The 16,170-nt window shown below is 42.9% G+C and carries 16 protein-coding genes and 1 pseudogene; 8 read left to right on the top strand and 9 right to left on the bottom strand.

Features of this window, described 5'->3' with window-relative positions:
* The 5 genes from G1O98_RS39440 to G1O98_RS10575 form a co-directional block, all read left to right on the top strand.
* The coding region (locus tag G1O98_RS39440) for a hypothetical protein (protein ID WP_207794497.1) at positions 1–240 on the top strand (240 nt) is incomplete at its 5' end.
* Between the two features lie 32 nt (positions 241–272).
* On the top strand, positions 273–491 hold the full coding sequence (locus G1O98_RS10590; protein WP_012407370.1) for a hypothetical protein: 219 nt from the start codon (positions 273–275) through the stop codon (positions 489–491).
* 227 nt (positions 492–718) lie between these two features.
* Positions 719–1,885, top strand: a complete 1,167-nt coding sequence (locus G1O98_RS10585; RefSeq protein WP_163928753.1) for a pyridoxal phosphate-dependent aminotransferase — start codon at positions 719–721, stop codon at positions 1,883–1,885.
* Positions 1,886–1,941: 56 nt separating this feature from the next.
* The gene (locus tag G1O98_RS10580; protein ID WP_163928752.1) at positions 1,942–2,379 is read left to right on the top strand and encodes a secondary thiamine-phosphate synthase enzyme YjbQ; all 438 of its coding nucleotides are present in this window, start codon (positions 1,942–1,944) and stop codon (positions 2,377–2,379) included.
* A 183-nt stretch (positions 2,380–2,562) separates the two neighbouring features.
* Positions 2,563–3,618 (top strand): aromatic ring-hydroxylating dioxygenase subunit alpha, encoded by a 1,056-nt coding sequence (locus G1O98_RS10575; protein ID WP_163928751.1) that lies wholly within the window; start codon positions 2,563–2,565, stop codon positions 3,616–3,618.
* A 1-nt stretch (position 3,619) separates the two neighbouring features.
* On the opposite strand, the gene G1O98_RS10570 is transcribed toward G1O98_RS10575, so the two are convergent.
* Positions 3,620–4,849, bottom strand: coding sequence for an RNA-guided endonuclease TnpB family protein (locus G1O98_RS10570; RefSeq protein WP_163928750.1), 1,230 nt, complete (start codon positions 4,847–4,849; stop codon positions 3,620–3,622).
* A gap of 46 nt (positions 4,850–4,895) precedes the next feature.
* Between G1O98_RS10570 and G1O98_RS10565 the strand changes: the two genes are divergently transcribed.
* A complete protein-coding gene (locus tag G1O98_RS10565) occupies positions 4,896–5,045 on the top strand; it encodes a hypothetical protein (RefSeq protein ID WP_163928749.1) in 150 nt (49 codons plus the stop codon).
* Between the two features lie 119 nt (positions 5,046–5,164).
* Here the strand turns inward: G1O98_RS10565 and G1O98_RS10560 are convergent, their stop codons facing one another.
* From G1O98_RS10560 to G1O98_RS10545, 4 genes are all read right to left on the bottom strand, one after another.
* Entirely contained in the window at positions 5,165–6,571 is a 1,407-nt protein-coding gene (locus G1O98_RS10560; RefSeq protein ID WP_163928748.1) for an ATP-binding protein, read from the bottom strand.
* Positions 6,572–6,602: 31 nt separating this feature from the next.
* Positions 6,603–8,267 carry an FAD-dependent oxidoreductase gene (locus G1O98_RS10555; RefSeq protein WP_163928747.1) on the bottom strand — a complete coding sequence of 555 codons (1,665 nt, stop codon included), beginning with the start codon at positions 8,265–8,267 and terminating at the stop codon, positions 6,603–6,605.
* A gap of 67 nt (positions 8,268–8,334) precedes the next feature.
* The gene (locus G1O98_RS10550) at positions 8,335–8,541 is read right to left on the bottom strand and encodes a hypothetical protein (protein WP_163928746.1); all 207 of its coding nucleotides are present in this window, start codon (positions 8,539–8,541) and stop codon (positions 8,335–8,337) included.
* Between the two features lie 328 nt (positions 8,542–8,869).
* A complete protein-coding gene (locus G1O98_RS10545; protein ID WP_163928745.1) occupies positions 8,870–9,289 on the bottom strand; it encodes a response regulator in 420 nt (139 codons plus the stop codon).
* Between the two features lie 561 nt (positions 9,290–9,850).
* Between G1O98_RS10545 and G1O98_RS10540 the strand changes: the two genes are divergently transcribed.
* On the top strand, positions 9,851–10,369 hold the full coding sequence (locus G1O98_RS10540; RefSeq protein WP_163928744.1) for a phycocyanin subunit beta: 519 nt from the start codon (positions 9,851–9,853) through the stop codon (positions 10,367–10,369).
* Between the two features lie 144 nt (positions 10,370–10,513).
* Positions 10,514–10,999: a phycocyanin subunit alpha gene (locus tag G1O98_RS10535; RefSeq protein WP_114080581.1), complete on the top strand. Its 486-nt coding sequence runs from the start codon at positions 10,514–10,516 to the stop codon at positions 10,997–10,999.
* Between the two features lie 201 nt (positions 11,000–11,200).
* Here G1O98_RS10535 and G1O98_RS10530 read toward each other — a convergent pair.
* From G1O98_RS10530 to G1O98_RS10520, 4 genes and pseudogenes are all read right to left on the bottom strand, one after another.
* Positions 11,201–12,430: pseudogene (locus G1O98_RS10530) on the bottom strand (pyruvate:ferredoxin (flavodoxin) oxidoreductase); the annotation flags it as partial.
* Between the two features lie 327 nt (positions 12,431–12,757).
* A complete protein-coding gene (locus G1O98_RS39435) occupies positions 12,758–12,967 on the bottom strand; it encodes a hypothetical protein (RefSeq protein WP_207794496.1) in 210 nt (69 codons plus the stop codon).
* Between the two features lie 152 nt (positions 12,968–13,119).
* Entirely contained in the window at positions 13,120–13,497 is a 378-nt protein-coding gene (locus G1O98_RS10525; protein ID WP_163928743.1) for a response regulator, read from the bottom strand.
* A 56-nt stretch (positions 13,498–13,553) separates the two neighbouring features.
* Entirely contained in the window at positions 13,554–16,154 is a 2,601-nt protein-coding gene (locus G1O98_RS10520) for an ATP-binding protein (RefSeq protein ID WP_163928742.1), read from the bottom strand.
* Between the last annotated feature and the right edge of the window lie 16 nt (positions 16,155–16,170).

The raw sequence follows: 16,170 nt of genomic DNA, 5'->3' as shown, positions 1-16,170 counted from the left end.
GGGCAAGGGGGACAAGGGGGAATTATTAAAAAAGTCTTTCCGTCTCCCACCTCTTCCTTGTCTCTTCTTCATACCCCTTCCCCTCTGCTCCCTGCTCCCTCCTTATTAATGCCGCAAGCTCAAATTCCCGAATTCTTAAAGAAGTCGGGAATTTTTGTTCGAATTCAAGCTCAAAAAGTTCGCAACTACGTTACCGCCGACCATATACTAATCAACAGGTTACGATCAATTAAGAAGTAATAATTTTTGATGGCACCGCCAGGAGTCTTTTTATGTTCATTAATGAATTGTCACCTATATTCAGAGAATTTATCCAGCATCCAGCCTCATTTGTAGGTGGGTTATTCTCTGGTGTGCTTCGGCTCAATCTAGCAGACGATCCTGTTAAAAGCTGGCTGGATCAACAGAGCCGCTCAAATAGCTATACCAGCAGCACAACAGAAGCACATAATGGCAAAGCAAGTGGGCCTCAACAGATTTCGATTGATTAAATTTTTGATTAATCGCAAATCCGGTTAATTATTATTGGCAATAGGGAATTGGGAACAGGGAATAGTGATAGAAACTTTAGTTATGGGTCAAAATCCCATTTGAAAAAAGATGTTTTTCGAGACACGCAGCGCTCTTAAATCGTTATCCTTGTTACAATCCCACGCTTGAAACCCGTGGGTTTCCCAATTCCCAATTCCCAATTCCCAATTCCCAATTCCCAATAAATATGGAATCCCTAACCTCTCGTATGCAGGGTGTACAGTCGCCGATTATTCCTGTGGTTGGGGAACTGATTAAAAACTCTCCAGGAACAATCTCTCTAGGACAGGGTGTTGTTCATTACAACCCCCCACCAGAAACTATCGAATTTTTACCCAAATTTTTCGCCGAGCCTGCTAACAATTTATACAAATCAGTCGAGGGAATTCCCCCATTGCTGACAGCACTTGCTGGAAAATTGCAAGCCTTCAATGGTATTGAAATCAATGGGGAAAACTGCATCGTCGTGACAGCAGGGAGCAATATGGGATTTATGAATGCCATTCTTGCTATTACTAACCCAGGCGATGAAATTATTTTGAATACGCCTTACTATTTCAACCATGAAATGGCGATCGCAATTGCTGGTTGTCGTCCGGTGTTAGTGGCGACAGATGAAAATTACCAACTACGCCCAGAAGCGATCGCTCAAGCAATTACTCCCAAAACAAGGGCTATAGTCACAATTTCACCCAATAATCCCACTGGAGTCGTCTATTCAGAAGCAGCATTGCGCCAAGTAAATCAAATTTGTGACACTAATGGCATTTACCACATCAGCGATGAAGCATATCAGCACTTTACCTATAACGGCGTAAAACACGTTTCTCCTGGCGCATTTGGGAGTAGCAAGTACACTATTTCTCTATTTAGCCTTTCCAAAGCATACGGTTTTGCTAGTTGGCGCATTGGCTATATGGTGATTCCCAAACACTTATTTGTCGCTATCAAAAAAGTCCAGGATACAATTTTGATTTGTCCGCCAGTCATTTCTCAATATGCAGCTTTAGGGGCATTGCAAGCCAAAGAGGAGTATTTGCAGAGTAATATAGGTGCAATTTCTCAAGTGCGGCAATTAGTACTCGACTCCCTTAACCGCTTACAAGGTTTATGTAGCATCACACCAGCTAATGGCGCTTTCTATTTTTTCCTCAAAGTTAATACTCAGATGGATGCTTTTGAGTTAGTTAAAAGACTAATCCAGGAACATAAAGTAGCAGTCATTCCAGGTACAACTTTTGGTATGGATGACGGATGTTACCTGCGCGTTGCTTACGGTGCGCTGCAAAAAGAGACAGCCAAAGAAGGTATAGAAAGATTATTACAAGGTTTGGAAACTATAGTTAGAAATTAGAGGTCATTCATTCTGCTTTCTGCCTGCTCTGCAATCCTAAATATAAAATTGAACAGATGCCGATTATTAATAAGCTAATAGAAATTGAAACTGAGCCAAAAATTAATATTTATAATATAACATCACAAATTCAAGAGTTTCTTGCTTCAACATCAATTAAAAATGGACAAGTTTTAGTATTTTCTCGACATACAACAACAGCTTTAGCTATCAACGAGAATGAAGTCAGACTGTTAGAAGATATAAAAGTATTCTTGCAAAAATTAGCACCAGAGTCGGACAGTTACTTGCATAATGACTTGCATTTAAGAGATGTTCCAGAAGATGAGCCGATTAATGCTCACTCTCACTTAATGGCAATGATGCTGACCACTAGTGAGATAATTCCCATTGTGGATGAGAAATTAGCTTTGGGAACCTGGCAATCTGTGTTGTTTTTTGAGTTGGATGGGCCGCGCAAAAGAACGGTATTTGTCCAAATTTCTGGCGAATAATGCAACTTCACATCTACAATCCTCTCAGAACAACCCAAATCTGAGAGAATTACGAACACGACTAACAAGTGCATCAGTTGAATTTACTTACAGCAATTAAAAATCTCAAAGAATGTTTCTAAGCATAACCTTCCTTTCCACAAACCAGAACTTTCGTTGTGTCAAAGGCAGAGGCAATTAGTGATGAAAAATAACGATAACTTTGTATTACGTAATACTTGGTACTATGCTCTGCCTAGTAATCATATCAAGCCAGGTATGATGATCAGCCGCATTTTCTTGGGTGAACCTGTGCTGTTAGTCCGAGACCAGAATGGTAAAGTCTCGGCTATGAGAGATATTTGTCCTCATCGTGCCGTGCCTTTGAGTTGTGGTAGATTCGATGGACAGGAAGTGGAATGCTGCTATCACGGTTGGCGCTTTAACCCGGCTGGACGCTGTACTGCAATTCCATCTCTTGTTGAGGAGCAGCAGATGGATTTAAGCCGCTTTGATGTACAGTCCTACGAAGTTCGGGAAGCCCAAGGGAATATTTGGATATATATGGCTGATCCCGATAAATCTCAGCCTGCTGCTTCTGAGATGGAAATTCCGGTGATTCCAGGGTTTGAGGATCGATCGCCCCAATTTGTAGAGGTGATGAGATTTCCCTGTTTTGTGGATCATGCAGTAGTAGGTCTGATGGACCCTGCTCATTCACCTTATGTTCATCGTGCTTGGTGGTGGCGAAGTGGGCAACTGCATGAGGAAGTCAAGCAATTTGATGCTTCACCCTACGGCTTTACTATGCGACGACACCGATTACCAGCGAATGGAGGTCGATTATACTTGCTGATTGGCGGTGGTGTACCGGAAACGGAGATTTCTTTTCGTTTACCTAGCGTCAGAATAGAAGAAACCACAATTGGCAACCATCGAGTTGTTAATTTGACGGCAGTTACACCCATTTCAGACACAGAAACTGAGGTAAATTTTGTTCTTTATTCGACACTTCCCTGGGTGGGATTTTTCAAGCCACTCCTGCATGTACTGGCACAAACCTTCCTGGGTCAAGACCGAACGGTTGTGGAAAAGCAACAGATTGGCCTTAAATATAATCCTGTTCTGCGACTGATTAAGGATTCAGATATGCAGGCGCAGTGGTATTACCAGTTAAAGCGGGAGTATGCCCGGTCTGTCGCTGAAGGACGAGAATTTGTGAACCCTGTTAAGGATCAAGTACTTCGCTGGCGTGCGTGAACTACCCCAACTTACCGAGTACGGTTGAAGTTGGGGCTTCTGTAATCATGGGGGAGTGCCTAAACTTAGACTTTCGCCCAAGAATAGGACTTACCTCCCCTCCTACAGCAGAAACGGCTGAACCTTCCGCCTTTATCATTCTGATACCCTCTGCTCTAATATTCGCTGCTGCGTTCCCATCCCTGTCATGATGAGTATTGCAATGAGGACAAGTCCATTCCCGGACATCCAATGACAACTCACTGAGTTGATAGAAACAATTAGAGCAGAGTTTTGAACTGGGGAACCATCTATCAATCTCAACTAACCTCGCACCTTTGCGTTCTAGCTTGTAGGCTAGAAAATTAGTGAATGTTCCCCAACCCACATCAGATATTGACTTTGCCAATTTATGATTGTGTACCATGCCTTTGACATGAAGATTCTCTATTATGACAGCTTGGCTATCGCTGACCAACTTATAACTAAGTTTATGTAGAAAATCCTGCCGTGAATTAGTAACTCGCTCGTACACCTTGGCAACAACTCTTCTATATCTATTTCTTGAATTACTCCCTTTTACCTTACGTGCTAATTTCTTCTGCTTGCGCTTGAGATTTTTTTCATGTTTGGCAAGGTGTTTAGGATTATCGTAAATGGATACTTTTTCGCCGTCAGTAACAACTGCGAAGTGTTTTAGCCCCAAATCGATACCATATATTTTACCTTCTGAAATAACCGGATTTTCTCCTTCAATTTCAGTCAGGATGGATGCAAGATATTTCCCAGAAGGCGTTTTACTCACAGTAACAGTCTTGATTTTCCCCTCAATCTGTCTATGTATTTTGGCTTTGATTGCCCCAATATTACCGGGGAGTTTGACATTGCCATCTACAATCTTGACGTTTTGAGGATACTGGATAGACTGTTTTCCGTGCCTAGATTTGAATTTAGGAAATCCAGCACGTTTCTCAAAAAAGTTTTTGTAGGCTGTGGTTAGATTCAGTGTTGTAGCTTGTAAAACTTGGCTATAACAATCAGATAACCACACAGTCTCTTCTGCCTTTTTGAGTGTAGGAAGAAATGCGTTGAGCGCTGCACGGCTAAGTCCTTTCCCCGTTTCCTTATAAGTCTCAATTGACTTATTTAGGGCGTAATTCCACCACCAACGAGCGCAACCAAAAGCTTGAGCTAATTGAATTTGCTGCTCAACTGATGGATATAAACGAACTTGTACAGCTTTGTGTAGCACTCAATATCACCTCCTTGATATGTTTGTTTTATCATAAATATAGATTGTGGTAAAAGACTCAAATAAAATAATTGGTGGCATCTCTTGCACCTCACTCTCTAATCAACCTGCGGTTAATATTAGTCGGAGGTGTTTTCGTCGTCACCCGGCTATCCATCCCCACCGTGTAGATGGATGGGGAATTCCGCCGAATTAGTTAAATTACTCCAAACTAAATTCTGCAAATTCTGGGCACCTTAGCAGATAATGATACCCTGACAATTTTGAATTAATTTCTAGTACAGGCTCCCACTGATTGTCTTTAATTTTTAATTTTTAATTCCCTAAAGGGGCTGACTTGGGCAAGCAAATAGTAAAACAAGTTCTACCTGGCTGTGATTCAAATGAGAGCGTACCATGATGACGATTTTCTACAATCCGGCGAACGGTTTCCAAACCAAGTCCTGAACCACGCCCCACTGATTTGGTGGTGAAGAAAGGTTCAAAAATGCGGGTTTTAATTTCAGGTGGAATTCCACTACCAGAATCGATGATGTCAATATGGGCAAAGCGATCGCAATGGTGTGTTGTAATTTCCAGCAGTCCCTTACCATCCATTGCATCTATGGCGTTATCAATCAAGTTCGTCCACACCTGATTTAGTTCACTCCCATAAGCAAGAATTTTGGGAAGATGTTGCTCGTAATTGCGTTGTACTTGGATGCCGCACTTGAGTTTATGAACAAACAGTCGCAATGTATCTTCTAAACCTTGATGCACATTGACTTCTTGCTGAACGCCTTGATCGAGGTAAGAATATGACTTCATCGCTTGCACAAGTTCAGAAATCCTCTCAGCTCCTCGTAAACCATGTTTAATCATTGACATGACTTCAAATGAGAGCGATAGCCAGTGCAATCCCATTTCTCGCAATTCAGTCTCGTCGTTGCGCCAACGTTCCATCATCTTATCTAGGGTTTCGACCTCAACACCACCTTCTGCTAAAGGTTCGGCTAATTTCCATGCCTGCTTCACACCATAATCTTCTAACCATTCCAGCAAGACGTTTTCGCGATCGCTTAATGTCACTGGATCTAGGCGATTATTCAAAATTGCATCATAGCCCTGATCCCGGATTCTCAACCAGTCTTGAGTATGGGCTTCTTCAACATTGCGTTGCCCATAAACTAAGTTCATTCGTTGTAGTTCCAGGATGGCGGCCGGCATTTCTCCTAAAGTCCGAACGAGGGCTGAGGCTGGGTTGTTGAGTTCATGAGCTAGACCGGCAGAAAGTGTCCCTAAAGCGGCCATCTTTTCCCGTCCCCGAATAAAGGACTCTAGTCCCCGTAGACGACGTTCCATAATGCGGAAAACCATCCGCTCAAAATTACGACATTCATGGAGCAGTTTACGGAAATCTTCTCCTTTTAGTTGATAGAGGTGGCAATTTGTCAATGCCCGCATTGTGACAGGTGCAGGTTCATCCGTGAGTACTGGAATTTCACCAAAAAAAGATGGGGCTTCGTGTTGCCCGATGGGAATTTCAACTCCTTCACTGCGGCGGGTGATCTTGATTTTACCTTTGACTAGGATGAATAAGCGACATGCAGGGTCTCCCTCATGAGACAACACTTCTCCGGCAGAAAGTTCAACTGTTTGAGCGCGATCGCAAACCCACTCCAATTGCTCTTGAGAAAGCTGTTGAAACGGGTCTAAGTTGATCAATTCTTCAATACACAACATGAATCAACCTCCTTAGTTTTTCCTGTTCCAGCTAAACATTGCTCAAGTAGCGGTGAACGAATTGAATAGCGATCGAACCTTCACCCACACCGGATGCCACCCGCTTAATTGACCCAGATCGCACATCTCCGGCTGCAAAGATGCCAGGAACGCTGGATTCTAGCAAGAAAGGTGAGCGTTCCAAAGGCCAACCTGGAGGAGATTTGCCATTTTGCGTTAAGTCGGGGCCTGTAACGATAAACCCCTGAGTATCGCGTCGAATAACACCATCGAGCCAATCAGTTTTGGGGATAGCACCGATGAAGATGAAAAGCGATCGCGCTGGCACGATTTCAGTTTGTCCAGTCTTGCTATGGGCGATCGCAATTTCTTCTAGATGTTCATCTCCCTTCACTTCCACAACACTGCAACCTGTGCAAACTTGGATATTTGCAGTCGCCGCAATTTGGTCAATCAAGTATTGGGACATACTCAATGAAAGCGACTCGCCCCGTACCAGCATGATTACTTTGCTGGCATATTTAGAAAAGTGCATTGCTGCTTGTCCAGCAGAATTTGCCCCACCTATGAGGTAAACCTCTTCATTGCTACAGGCGATCGCCTCAGTCATGGCAGCACCGTAATAAATTCCGGCTCCTGTCAACTTCTCGGCTCCTGGCACATTTAGCCAACGATAGGAAACGCCGGTTGCAACTAAAAGTGCATGGCAACTAATCTCGCTGCCATCTGCCAATTGCAGAACCCGATAAGGATCTTGCAGCTTAACTCCAGTTACTACTTGAGGAGTGAGAATTTCTACCCCAAATCGCCGCGCCTGAGTGACTCCCCGCCTGGCTAAATCGCTGCCGCTCAAGCCAACAGGAAACCCCAGATAGTTTTCAATCCGCGAACTCGTGCCTGCTTGACCACCCGGAGCTTCACGCTCAATTAACACCGTACTCAATCCTTCAGAAGCGCCATAGACTGCGGCTGCCAGTCCAGCAGGGCCACCACCAACGATCGCCAAGTCATAAAATGGTCGCTCTGCCTGGGTTTGCAGTCCAATTTTGGCAGCAATCTCTAAATTAGATGGTTGGATTAATCGGGAACCATCGGGAAACAGTACCAAGGGTAATTGCTGTCTACCATCAGCTTCTGCGTATTCCACTAATTTAGCTGCATCCGGCTCCAGTTCAATATCCAACCACTTGTAGGGAATCTGGTTACGCGCCAGGAAATCTTTTACCTGATGGGAAAAAGGCGACCAGCGATTACCAATGACTCGAATCCCTTCAAAGGGTGGGCGGAATCCCGCTAGCCAGTCATCTAGTAAATCATCCAAAACCGGATATAGGCGTTCTTCTGGTGGATTCCAAGGCTTGAGTAAGTAGTAATCAAGTCTGGCACTATTAATTGATTTAATCGCTGCATCTGTATCTGCATAGGCCGTCAGCAAAGCGCGTTTTGCATCAGGAAAGATGACTTTTGCCTGTTCAAGGAACTCCACACCTCCCATTTGGGGCATTCTTTGATCCACCAAGAATAAAGCAACTGCTTCATTCCGTAATTTGAGTTGCTGCACCGCATCCAGAGCGGTAATCCCGGAATCTGCCCGAACAATGCGGAAGCGATCGCCATACTGATGCCGCAAGTCTCGTGACACCGCTTGCAACACTTCTGGATCGTCATCGACGGTTAAAATTGCAGGTTTAGCCATAACTACTGTTACTTAACAATTACAGTACTTAGCTGTTATCTTCAAAAATCTGTTGTCAAGATATCTACTATTTAACCAGTTGCTTTAAACGAAAGTATGCCTCTTCTGGTGTCAGCGCTTCTGATTGACTTTCATTAGGTATATAAAATACCCAAGTATCTGGAAAGTAATGCACCACAAAACTGGGAATCAGACCCAAACTTACTGCTTGCTTTCCAAGCTTCTCAGCTTGTTCCTCTAAACCCAGTTGGTCATGAAATGGGTGTTCAGCCATACTTTTCATCTCCCTGCACTTTCTTTGACCCTGAAAAAACGTTCAATACCCAGATTGCACGAATCACTTTTAAGGTAATTTACTATATTTCAGACTGAGTTTGAGAATATTTAGGTCTACTACCACAATATTTTCAAATATGGTTTTGTAGAGAATCATAAAGCTATTTTGGTCATTTAGGGTAACACGCGGTTTCACAGCCCATACAGCATGGAGAATATTACTGGTCTATCGCATTAATTTTGAGGGATAACAGAATGAACCGCGTACTCCTGCAAAGAAGCAAGCTACACGTAGCTTTAGATAGGGGTGGAAAAGCGACACTTTTTTAATTTATTAGTGAAGTAAAATCCCAACCCAGCAGTGTAGCAATCTGAGCAGGCAGGGTAACTGGATCAAAAGGTTTGAGGATTATACCTGCAACTTGATACTGTCGCAGAATTTGCGAATTCAGCCATCGTACTTTAGCACTAAGCAAGACTACAGGAATAGCTTGAGTTTCTGGATTATTTCTAATTTTATTTATAAGTTCAAAACTAGCAGTGTCACGGATTGAGATATCTAATACAATCGCATCGGGACTATCACGTACTGCACTCAGTAATCCTTCTAATGGAGAATCTGCTGTCACCACATTCCAACCAGCTAAATCTTGGAGGCAAAGTTTTACTATTTCACGCACATTCAATTCATCATCAATTAGCAATATCGTTTTGCTAATTGTATTTACCTCCTTTACTATATTCATTTCATTTAATTAGACTTTCCTATCATTCAAAATATTTTTATCTATAACTAAGAAAGATAAATCCAAAATATAAAAAACTAATGAAGATATAGAATTTGTTACAAAACCTCAAAATTAATTGTCCCAACCCAGAATTTCTATAACTTCTTTGTGTAAATAGAGTTGGGTTTAAAAGGTTTGGTAATCACCCCAGAAATTCCGATCTGAAGGGAAACGGGTGCGATCGCGAGAGTCAGCCAGAAAATGATGGTGAATGTAACATTTTTGAAATAATTCGAGTGTAAAGAATAGTATCAATGAAACAAAAATTGCAGCTAAGGGCAAGAGATGAACTGCTGAGTTCTCTGCCCAAAACGCAGTTTCCCAGCGGCATTTGTCTCCTTTTCCTGCACCCTCGCAGACATTAGTGCAATTACCTTCAATTCTCATTGATGCGAAAGGTATCAATGATTTTTCATAAAAATGTTTCTCACTGCATTGTACAAACAGATTACAAAGACTGAACCTCTCAGTTTTGAGACATAACTTTACTCAATTGAACAAATTTAGGAGACTGGATTAATGTTAGATGCCTTTACCAAGGTTGTTTCCCAGGCCGATACTCGTGGTCAGTTAGTCAGTAACGAGCAAATTGATGCTTTGTTGGCTGTGGTTAAAGATGGTGCGAAGCGCACCGATGTTGTGAACCGGATTACAAGTAACTCTTCAGCGATCGTCACCAATGCAGCTCGTGCATTGTTTGCAGAGCAGCCCCAGTTGATTGCTCCTGGTGGAAATGCTTACACTAACCGTCGGGTTTCTGCCTGTATGCGCGATATGGACATCATTTTGCGCTATGTCACCTATGCGATGTTCCTGGGAGATTCCAGCGTTCTGGACGATCGCTGTTTGAATGGTCTGCGTGAAACTTATTTGGCTTTGGGTGTTCCTGGGCCTTCCACGGGAATCAGCATCATCAAGATGAAAGAAGCTGCCATTGCGATCGCCAATGATCGCAACAATATCCAACCAGGTGACTGTAGTTCTTTGATGGCTGAATTATCCAGCTACTTTGATCGGGCAGCAGCAGCAGTAAGCTAAAAGTCTGTAGACTCACACGCATTTTTTCAGACAAAATTCTCAAGTGCTTGTCACCTTTTCAAAGAGACGTTCCAGCTAACGCTCTTTGGCACTAAAGCTTTGTCCAAATAAAACTTTTTGAAACATTAGGAAAATATCATTTAAATGAAAACACAATTGACTGAAGCGGTTGGATCTGCTGATTCTCAAGGTCGTTACTTAGGCAACGTCGAACTTCAAATTGCATTTGGTCGCCTGCGCTTGGCTACCGCAGACCTGGAAGCAGCAAAGCAGCTTGGTTTGAAAGCTCAACAGTTGGCTGAAGGTGCTGCAAATGCAGTCTACCAAAAGTTCCCCTATACCACCACCATGCAAGGCAACAACTATGCTTCTGATGGTCGCGGCAAAGCTAAGTGCTTACGTGATATCGGCTATTATGTGCGAATAATTCAATACTGCTTGATTGCAGGCGGTACGGGCCCTGCTGATGATTATATGTTGGCAGGTCTGGCTGAAATGCACAGCAGCTTTGAATTGGTTCCCAGTTGGTATGCTGAAGCGCTCAAGTATATCAAGGCTAATCATGGTTTAACAGGCGATCCTGGACTTGAGATCAACTCCTACATAGACTACATCATCAACGCGCTCTAGTAGTCTGCTAAGGAAACTTTGTTTGGTTCTCAGCAGAGGGGTAGAGGAAAAAAGACTTGGTATTCGCCTCTTTTCTGCTCCTCTGCTTCCCTGCTCAAGAGTCTTCCTCCACCTGGCAATTTTGAGTTGGTAAATTACTAAACACAGGATCTCGTCAATATTTTAGATGCGTTTGCCTTGCGTTACTCTCTTTTTTCGTTGAGTAGCAGCAAGGTTTTCAAAGATAGCTTTAATCATGGCTGGCGTGAATTCTTTGGAAGATAAACCGTAGCGACCACCAATAATTTTAGGCAAAGGTGCAGAGGAGCGCAGAGGTAAGGGAGAATCTAACTCTAATTTTACCTCTGATCCTCTGCTTTTCTGCTCTTCTACTCCCCATGACTCACGGATAGCAGCGACTACATCCAAATACAATGGTTCACCAGATGCGCCTGGTTCTTTGATGCAATCTAAAACTGCGATGCTACGGGTAGTTTCTGGCAAAGCAGCGACAAAGCGTTTGGCATCATAAGGGCGATATAGTTTAACTTTCAAAACGCCCACTTTCTGATCAAGGGTGTTAAGGTAATTTACTATTTCATGTACAGCTTCGCAACCGGAACCCATCAGCACAATAACTCGTTCGGCTTCTGGGTCGCCGTGGTATTCAAATAGTTGGTACTGTCGCCCTGTCATCGCAGCAAATTCATCCATGACTTTCTGGGTTATGTCTGGACAAGCTAAATAGTAAGGATTGACAGTTTTCCTGGCTTGGAAGTAAACATCAGGGTTTTGTGTTCTACAGCGCAAAACAGTTTTATTGCAGGTGAGGGCGCGTGACCGATGGGCGAATATCAATTCATTGGGAGTGAATTCTCGCAGGTCATCATCTGTTAAAGTCTCTACTTGGTTAATTTCATGGGATGTACGAAAGCCATCAAAAAAATGCAGAAAGGGTATTCGTGATTCTAAAGTTGCCCGTGTTGCGATTAGAGCAAAGTCTTGTGCTTCTTGCACTGATGCGGCACACAACATGGCAAAACCAGTATCACGTGCTGTCATAACATCGCTGTGGTCGCCAAAAATAGATAGAGCTTGGGCGGCTAGCGATCGCGCTGCTATATGAAAAACTGTAGGTGTGAATTCTCTGGCAATTTTGTACATATTGGGGAGCATCAACAATAACGCCTGCGATGCTGTAAAGGTGGTTGTCAGTGAACCAGTTTGCAAAGCATCATGTACATTACCAGCAACACCTGCTGCACTCTGCATCTGTACCACCGAGGGAACAGTACCCCAAATATTGCGTTTACCTTCATTAGCCCAAGCATCTACCCACTCAGCCATTGGTGAAGAAGAAGTAATCGAGTAAGCAATGACTTCATTCAGTCGATAGACGACTTGGGCAACAGCCTCATTGCCGTCTATAGTTGCAAAACTTCTGTTGTTCATCTTCTTACACCTGTGAGATTCTCTAAGCGCTAGTCACAATTAAATTGAGACTTTCAAAAAATAATCTCTAAATCTAAAGATTTGGTGAGGATTATAGTTTTTTACAAAAAAAATAATTAGGTAGAGCGCGTTCGTTAATCTATTCGTGAAGTTAAGATGCAAACCCAGCAGTGTAGCAACCTGATAAAAGAGGCTAACTAGATCAAAGGGTTTGAAGTTAAAAATGTGATATTGAAGCGATACCTTTATGGGTTTTAACAGTTTTTACTGCCAGATATAGTTTTTGAGAAATATCATTCATTTTCAGAATGCATATTTGCCTCTGATTTAAATAATTGTCTGCAATTTGTCGCCACTGTTGGGGAGGAATGCCAATGCATCGACCTGCGATGTTAATGCATGGACTTGCAATGTTAATGCATCGACCTGCGATGCGAATGTATGGACTTGCAATATTAATGCATGGACTTGCAATGCTAATGCATGGACTTGCAATGCTAATGCATCGACCTGCAATGTTAATGTGTCGACTTGCAAAGATTAGTTCACCCTATGTTACACAGCAACTCTCAAAGATTTGTATGTAGACGACGACACGGTAGTCTTTTTAAGAGGGTTGGAGAGATCAAAAGCTGACGGATAATATTTAGAAAAATAAATTACAAAAATAAAAAATTAAAACTTCAAAATTAATCGTCCCATCCAAGAATCTCAGTAACTTCTTCGCAAATAGAGGTGGGTTCAAAAGGTTTAGTAATCACCCCAGCAATTCCAATCTGAGCGAAACGGACGCGATCGCTTGCTTGAACTTTCGCAGTTAAAAAAATCACTGGTATTGCTTGAGTTGCGGAATTTGCCTGAAGTTTTTCATATACTGCAAAGCCGTCCATGTCAGGCATAGACACATCAAGCAGAATCACATCAATAGGTTCTGTCTGGGCGATTTTTAGTCCTTCTTGCCCTGATGCAGCTGTCAGCGTGTCCCATCCTCCCAAGTCTTCTAAACAAGCTTGTACTAATTCGCGAATTCGTTCTTCATCATCCACAATTAAAAATCTTTTTGTCATTGGTCATTGGTCATTGGTCATTTGTCATTTGTCGGTCATTGGTCATTTGTCATTGGTCATTCTCCCCCTGCTTCCCCTGCCCCTCTGCTCCTCTGCTCCCCTGCATAATTTCCTGGCAATGGCAGAGTGAAGAAAAACGTGCTGCCGACACTAAGAGTACTTTCAGCCCAGATTTGCCCATCATGCTGATCAATAATACTACGACAGATTGCCAATCCTAAGCCTGTGCCGCCTTTGGTGCGAGAATCAGAAGCATCTACTTGCTGAAATCGTCCAAAGATTGTTTCTAACTTTTCTGCTGGGATACCTCGTCCTTGATCGGTTATCTGGAACAGGACGCGATCTGTTTGCTGTTGGACACTCAGAGTAATAGTAGAATCGGCAGGTGAGAATTTAATCGCATTACCTAAGAGATTGGTGAGTGTTTGAACAATGGCATCAGCTGCCGCCCAAACTTGAGCATTGGTAGGGTGAATCTTAAAGGTAATATTTTGCTGATTGGCGATCGCTTGCACTCCCGCTACTGCTTGTTGAATTAAATCAGCCGCATTGCAGGTTGTTTTTTCTAACAAAGTTCGATCCGACTCTAAGCGTTCCAAATCGAGAATATCGTTGACAAGACGCACTAAGCGATCGCTGTCGATGGCTGCAATCTCAATCATCCGCTTAAACTTGTCTGGTTTTTTGTCGTAGATCCCACTTTGTAGTAAACCCAGTGCTGCGCGAATTGCAGTTAAGGGAGTGCGGAGTTCGTGACTAACGATGCCAATAAACTCACTCTTGATCAGATCAATTTGCTGTATTTCACTGATGTCTTCGGCAATCCCAGCAATCCGAACTAACTCTCCTAGTTCATTTTTGATCGGAAATGCGCGATCGCGAATCCAACGGATTGAGCCATCAGGACGGATAATTCGATATTTTTTATCGTATTGCCCTGTTCTCATCTGTTCAACGATTTCAAATTCGACGCTCTGGCGATCTTCTGGGTGAATTGCATCGAACCAGTCTGAATAATTTTGGTAAAGACTTTCACAACTGCTTTGCCAGATGGTTTCATAAGCACTGCTCACATAGAGAACTTGCTGATTTTGAATATCGGTCATCCAAAATACTGCTTGGATGTTTTCTGCCAACTGACGAAACTTTTCTTCGCTTTGGCGTAAAGCTTCTTCAGTTTGTTTGCGAATAGTGATATCTTGATGAACTGCAACTAGAACATCGCCGTAGTCGGGATGATTGAATATAGAAGTCGTCACACTACACCAAAATGGTGTGCCATCTTTTTTAAGATTATGGACTTCATAAGTGGCTTCACTATTTTGTAAGATGGCAGATACAATGGCTTGATTTACATTTTCACCAGTTAAAGATTCACTGGCATAGTTCACAATCGAAACATCCTGACCGTTGAGTTCACCAGAGTCATAGCCAAACATCTGCTCAAATTTCGGATTGGCATAGACAATGATTCCATTATCGATTCTGACTAAGCAAATCCCTTCTGCCATATTTCGGGTGATTACAGCCTGAAGTTCTAGCTTATGCGCCTGTTCTAAAAGTATGAGCTGGGTTTGTTGCTGTTCTCTAACTGTTTCTTGCAGGCGATCATTTGTATCTGTTAGTTGTGCAGTGCGTTCTAGCACCCGTTGCTCAAGTTCGGTATTCAGTTGTTGCAGGGCAACTTGTGCCTGTTTACGCTCCATCAGTTCTGTTTGTAACTGTTCAAATAAAGCTGCTTGCTGGATAGCAATGCTTACCTGCGCTCCTAACTGCCGCAACAGGACAATTTCTGAAGATTGCCACTCACGAGGAGCTGCACAGTGATGAGCTGCTAGTAATCCCCACAATTCATCTCCTAATGAAACAGGAACGACCAGATTTGCCCTTACCTGGAGACTTGCCAAAAATTCAACGTGACAGGGACTAATCCCAGCAGTATAAATATCAGCTTTCGCAGTAACTAAGCCTTGTTTAAAGGGTTCAACGTTCTCTTCGCCAATGCAAGGGTCGTAAATCTGGAGTGGTAAAATCGCCATCCATTCCGGTACCACAGACTCAACCACGACTGTTCCACCCCAACCTGGATAAAATTGGAAGATAATGACGCGATCGCACTCAAGAAACTGCCGCACTTCATCGACGGTGGTTTGCAAGATATCTTGTAACTTGAGCGATCGCCGGATGCGTTGGCTCATCTCCATCACTAAGCGTTGTTGCTCAAATTGCTGTTGCAGCTTTTCTTGTGCAAGCTTGCGATCGTCAAGAGTCATCCGCAATTGCTCGGCATTTTCCTGAGACAATTGTTGGTTGAGTTGTTGAATCTTCTTTGTGTTGTACTTCAGATTGCCTGTTATCAGGTTAATCATCAAGGCAACCACTAGGAAAAGACCTAGGCGCAATATATCTTCTGGTTGATTAATCCCCAATTGATATCGCGGCAGGATAAAAAAATAATCAATCGCCAGTGTGGAAAGTACAACTGTAACGATCCCTGGTCGAAAGCCACCATACCAAGTACTGGCGATGATAGCTATATAAAAAAAAGCACCAATAGTTGGAGATATAAACGGTTCTAGCCAGAGCGATAGCATTAGGGCGATCGCAGTTGAGCCAATAGCGATACCATAGACTAATAATCGCTGATAATTTCTCATTATTTTTTACCGAAGA

Origin of the sequence: Nostoc sp. UIC 10630, from assembly GCF_010747425.1 — a bacterium.
GTDB lineage: Bacteria > Cyanobacteriota > Cyanobacteriia > Cyanobacteriales > Nostocaceae > Nostoc.
The sequence above is the reverse complement of the archived record's forward strand: the minus strand, read 5'-3'. Positions and strand labels throughout refer to the sequence as shown.

Coding starts and splice junctions, on each gene's coding strand:
- G1O98_RS10575 (WP_163928751.1), top strand. CDS start 2,563: ATGAAAAATAACGATAACTTTGTATTACGTAATACTTGGTACTATGCT.
- G1O98_RS10535 (WP_114080581.1), top strand. CDS start 10,514: ATGAAAACACAATTGACTGAAGCGGTTGGATCTGCTGATTCTCAAGGT.
- G1O98_RS10550 (WP_163928746.1), bottom strand. CDS start 8,541: ATGGCTGAACACCCATTTCATGACCAACTGGGTTTAGAGGAACAAGCT.
- G1O98_RS10520 (WP_163928742.1), bottom strand. CDS start 16,154: ATGAGAAATTATCAGCGATTATTAGTCTATGGTATCGCTATTGGCTCA.
- G1O98_RS10545 (WP_163928745.1), bottom strand. CDS start 9,289: ATGAATATAGTAAAGGAGGTAAATACAATTAGCAAAACGATATTGCTA.
- G1O98_RS10580 (WP_163928752.1), top strand. CDS start 1,942: ATGCCGATTATTAATAAGCTAATAGAAATTGAAACTGAGCCAAAAATT.
- G1O98_RS10585 (WP_163928753.1), top strand. CDS start 719: ATGGAATCCCTAACCTCTCGTATGCAGGGTGTACAGTCGCCGATTATT.
- G1O98_RS10560 (WP_163928748.1), bottom strand. CDS start 6,571: ATGTTGTGTATTGAAGAATTGATCAACTTAGACCCGTTTCAACAGCTT.
- G1O98_RS10540 (WP_163928744.1), top strand. CDS start 9,851: ATGTTAGATGCCTTTACCAAGGTTGTTTCCCAGGCCGATACTCGTGGT.
- G1O98_RS10555 (WP_163928747.1), bottom strand. CDS start 8,267: ATGGCTAAACCTGCAATTTTAACCGTCGATGACGATCCAGAAGTGTTG.
- G1O98_RS10590 (WP_012407370.1), top strand. CDS start 273: ATGTTCATTAATGAATTGTCACCTATATTCAGAGAATTTATCCAGCAT.
- G1O98_RS10525 (WP_163928743.1), bottom strand. CDS start 13,497: ATGACAAAAAGATTTTTAATTGTGGATGATGAAGAACGAATTCGCGAA.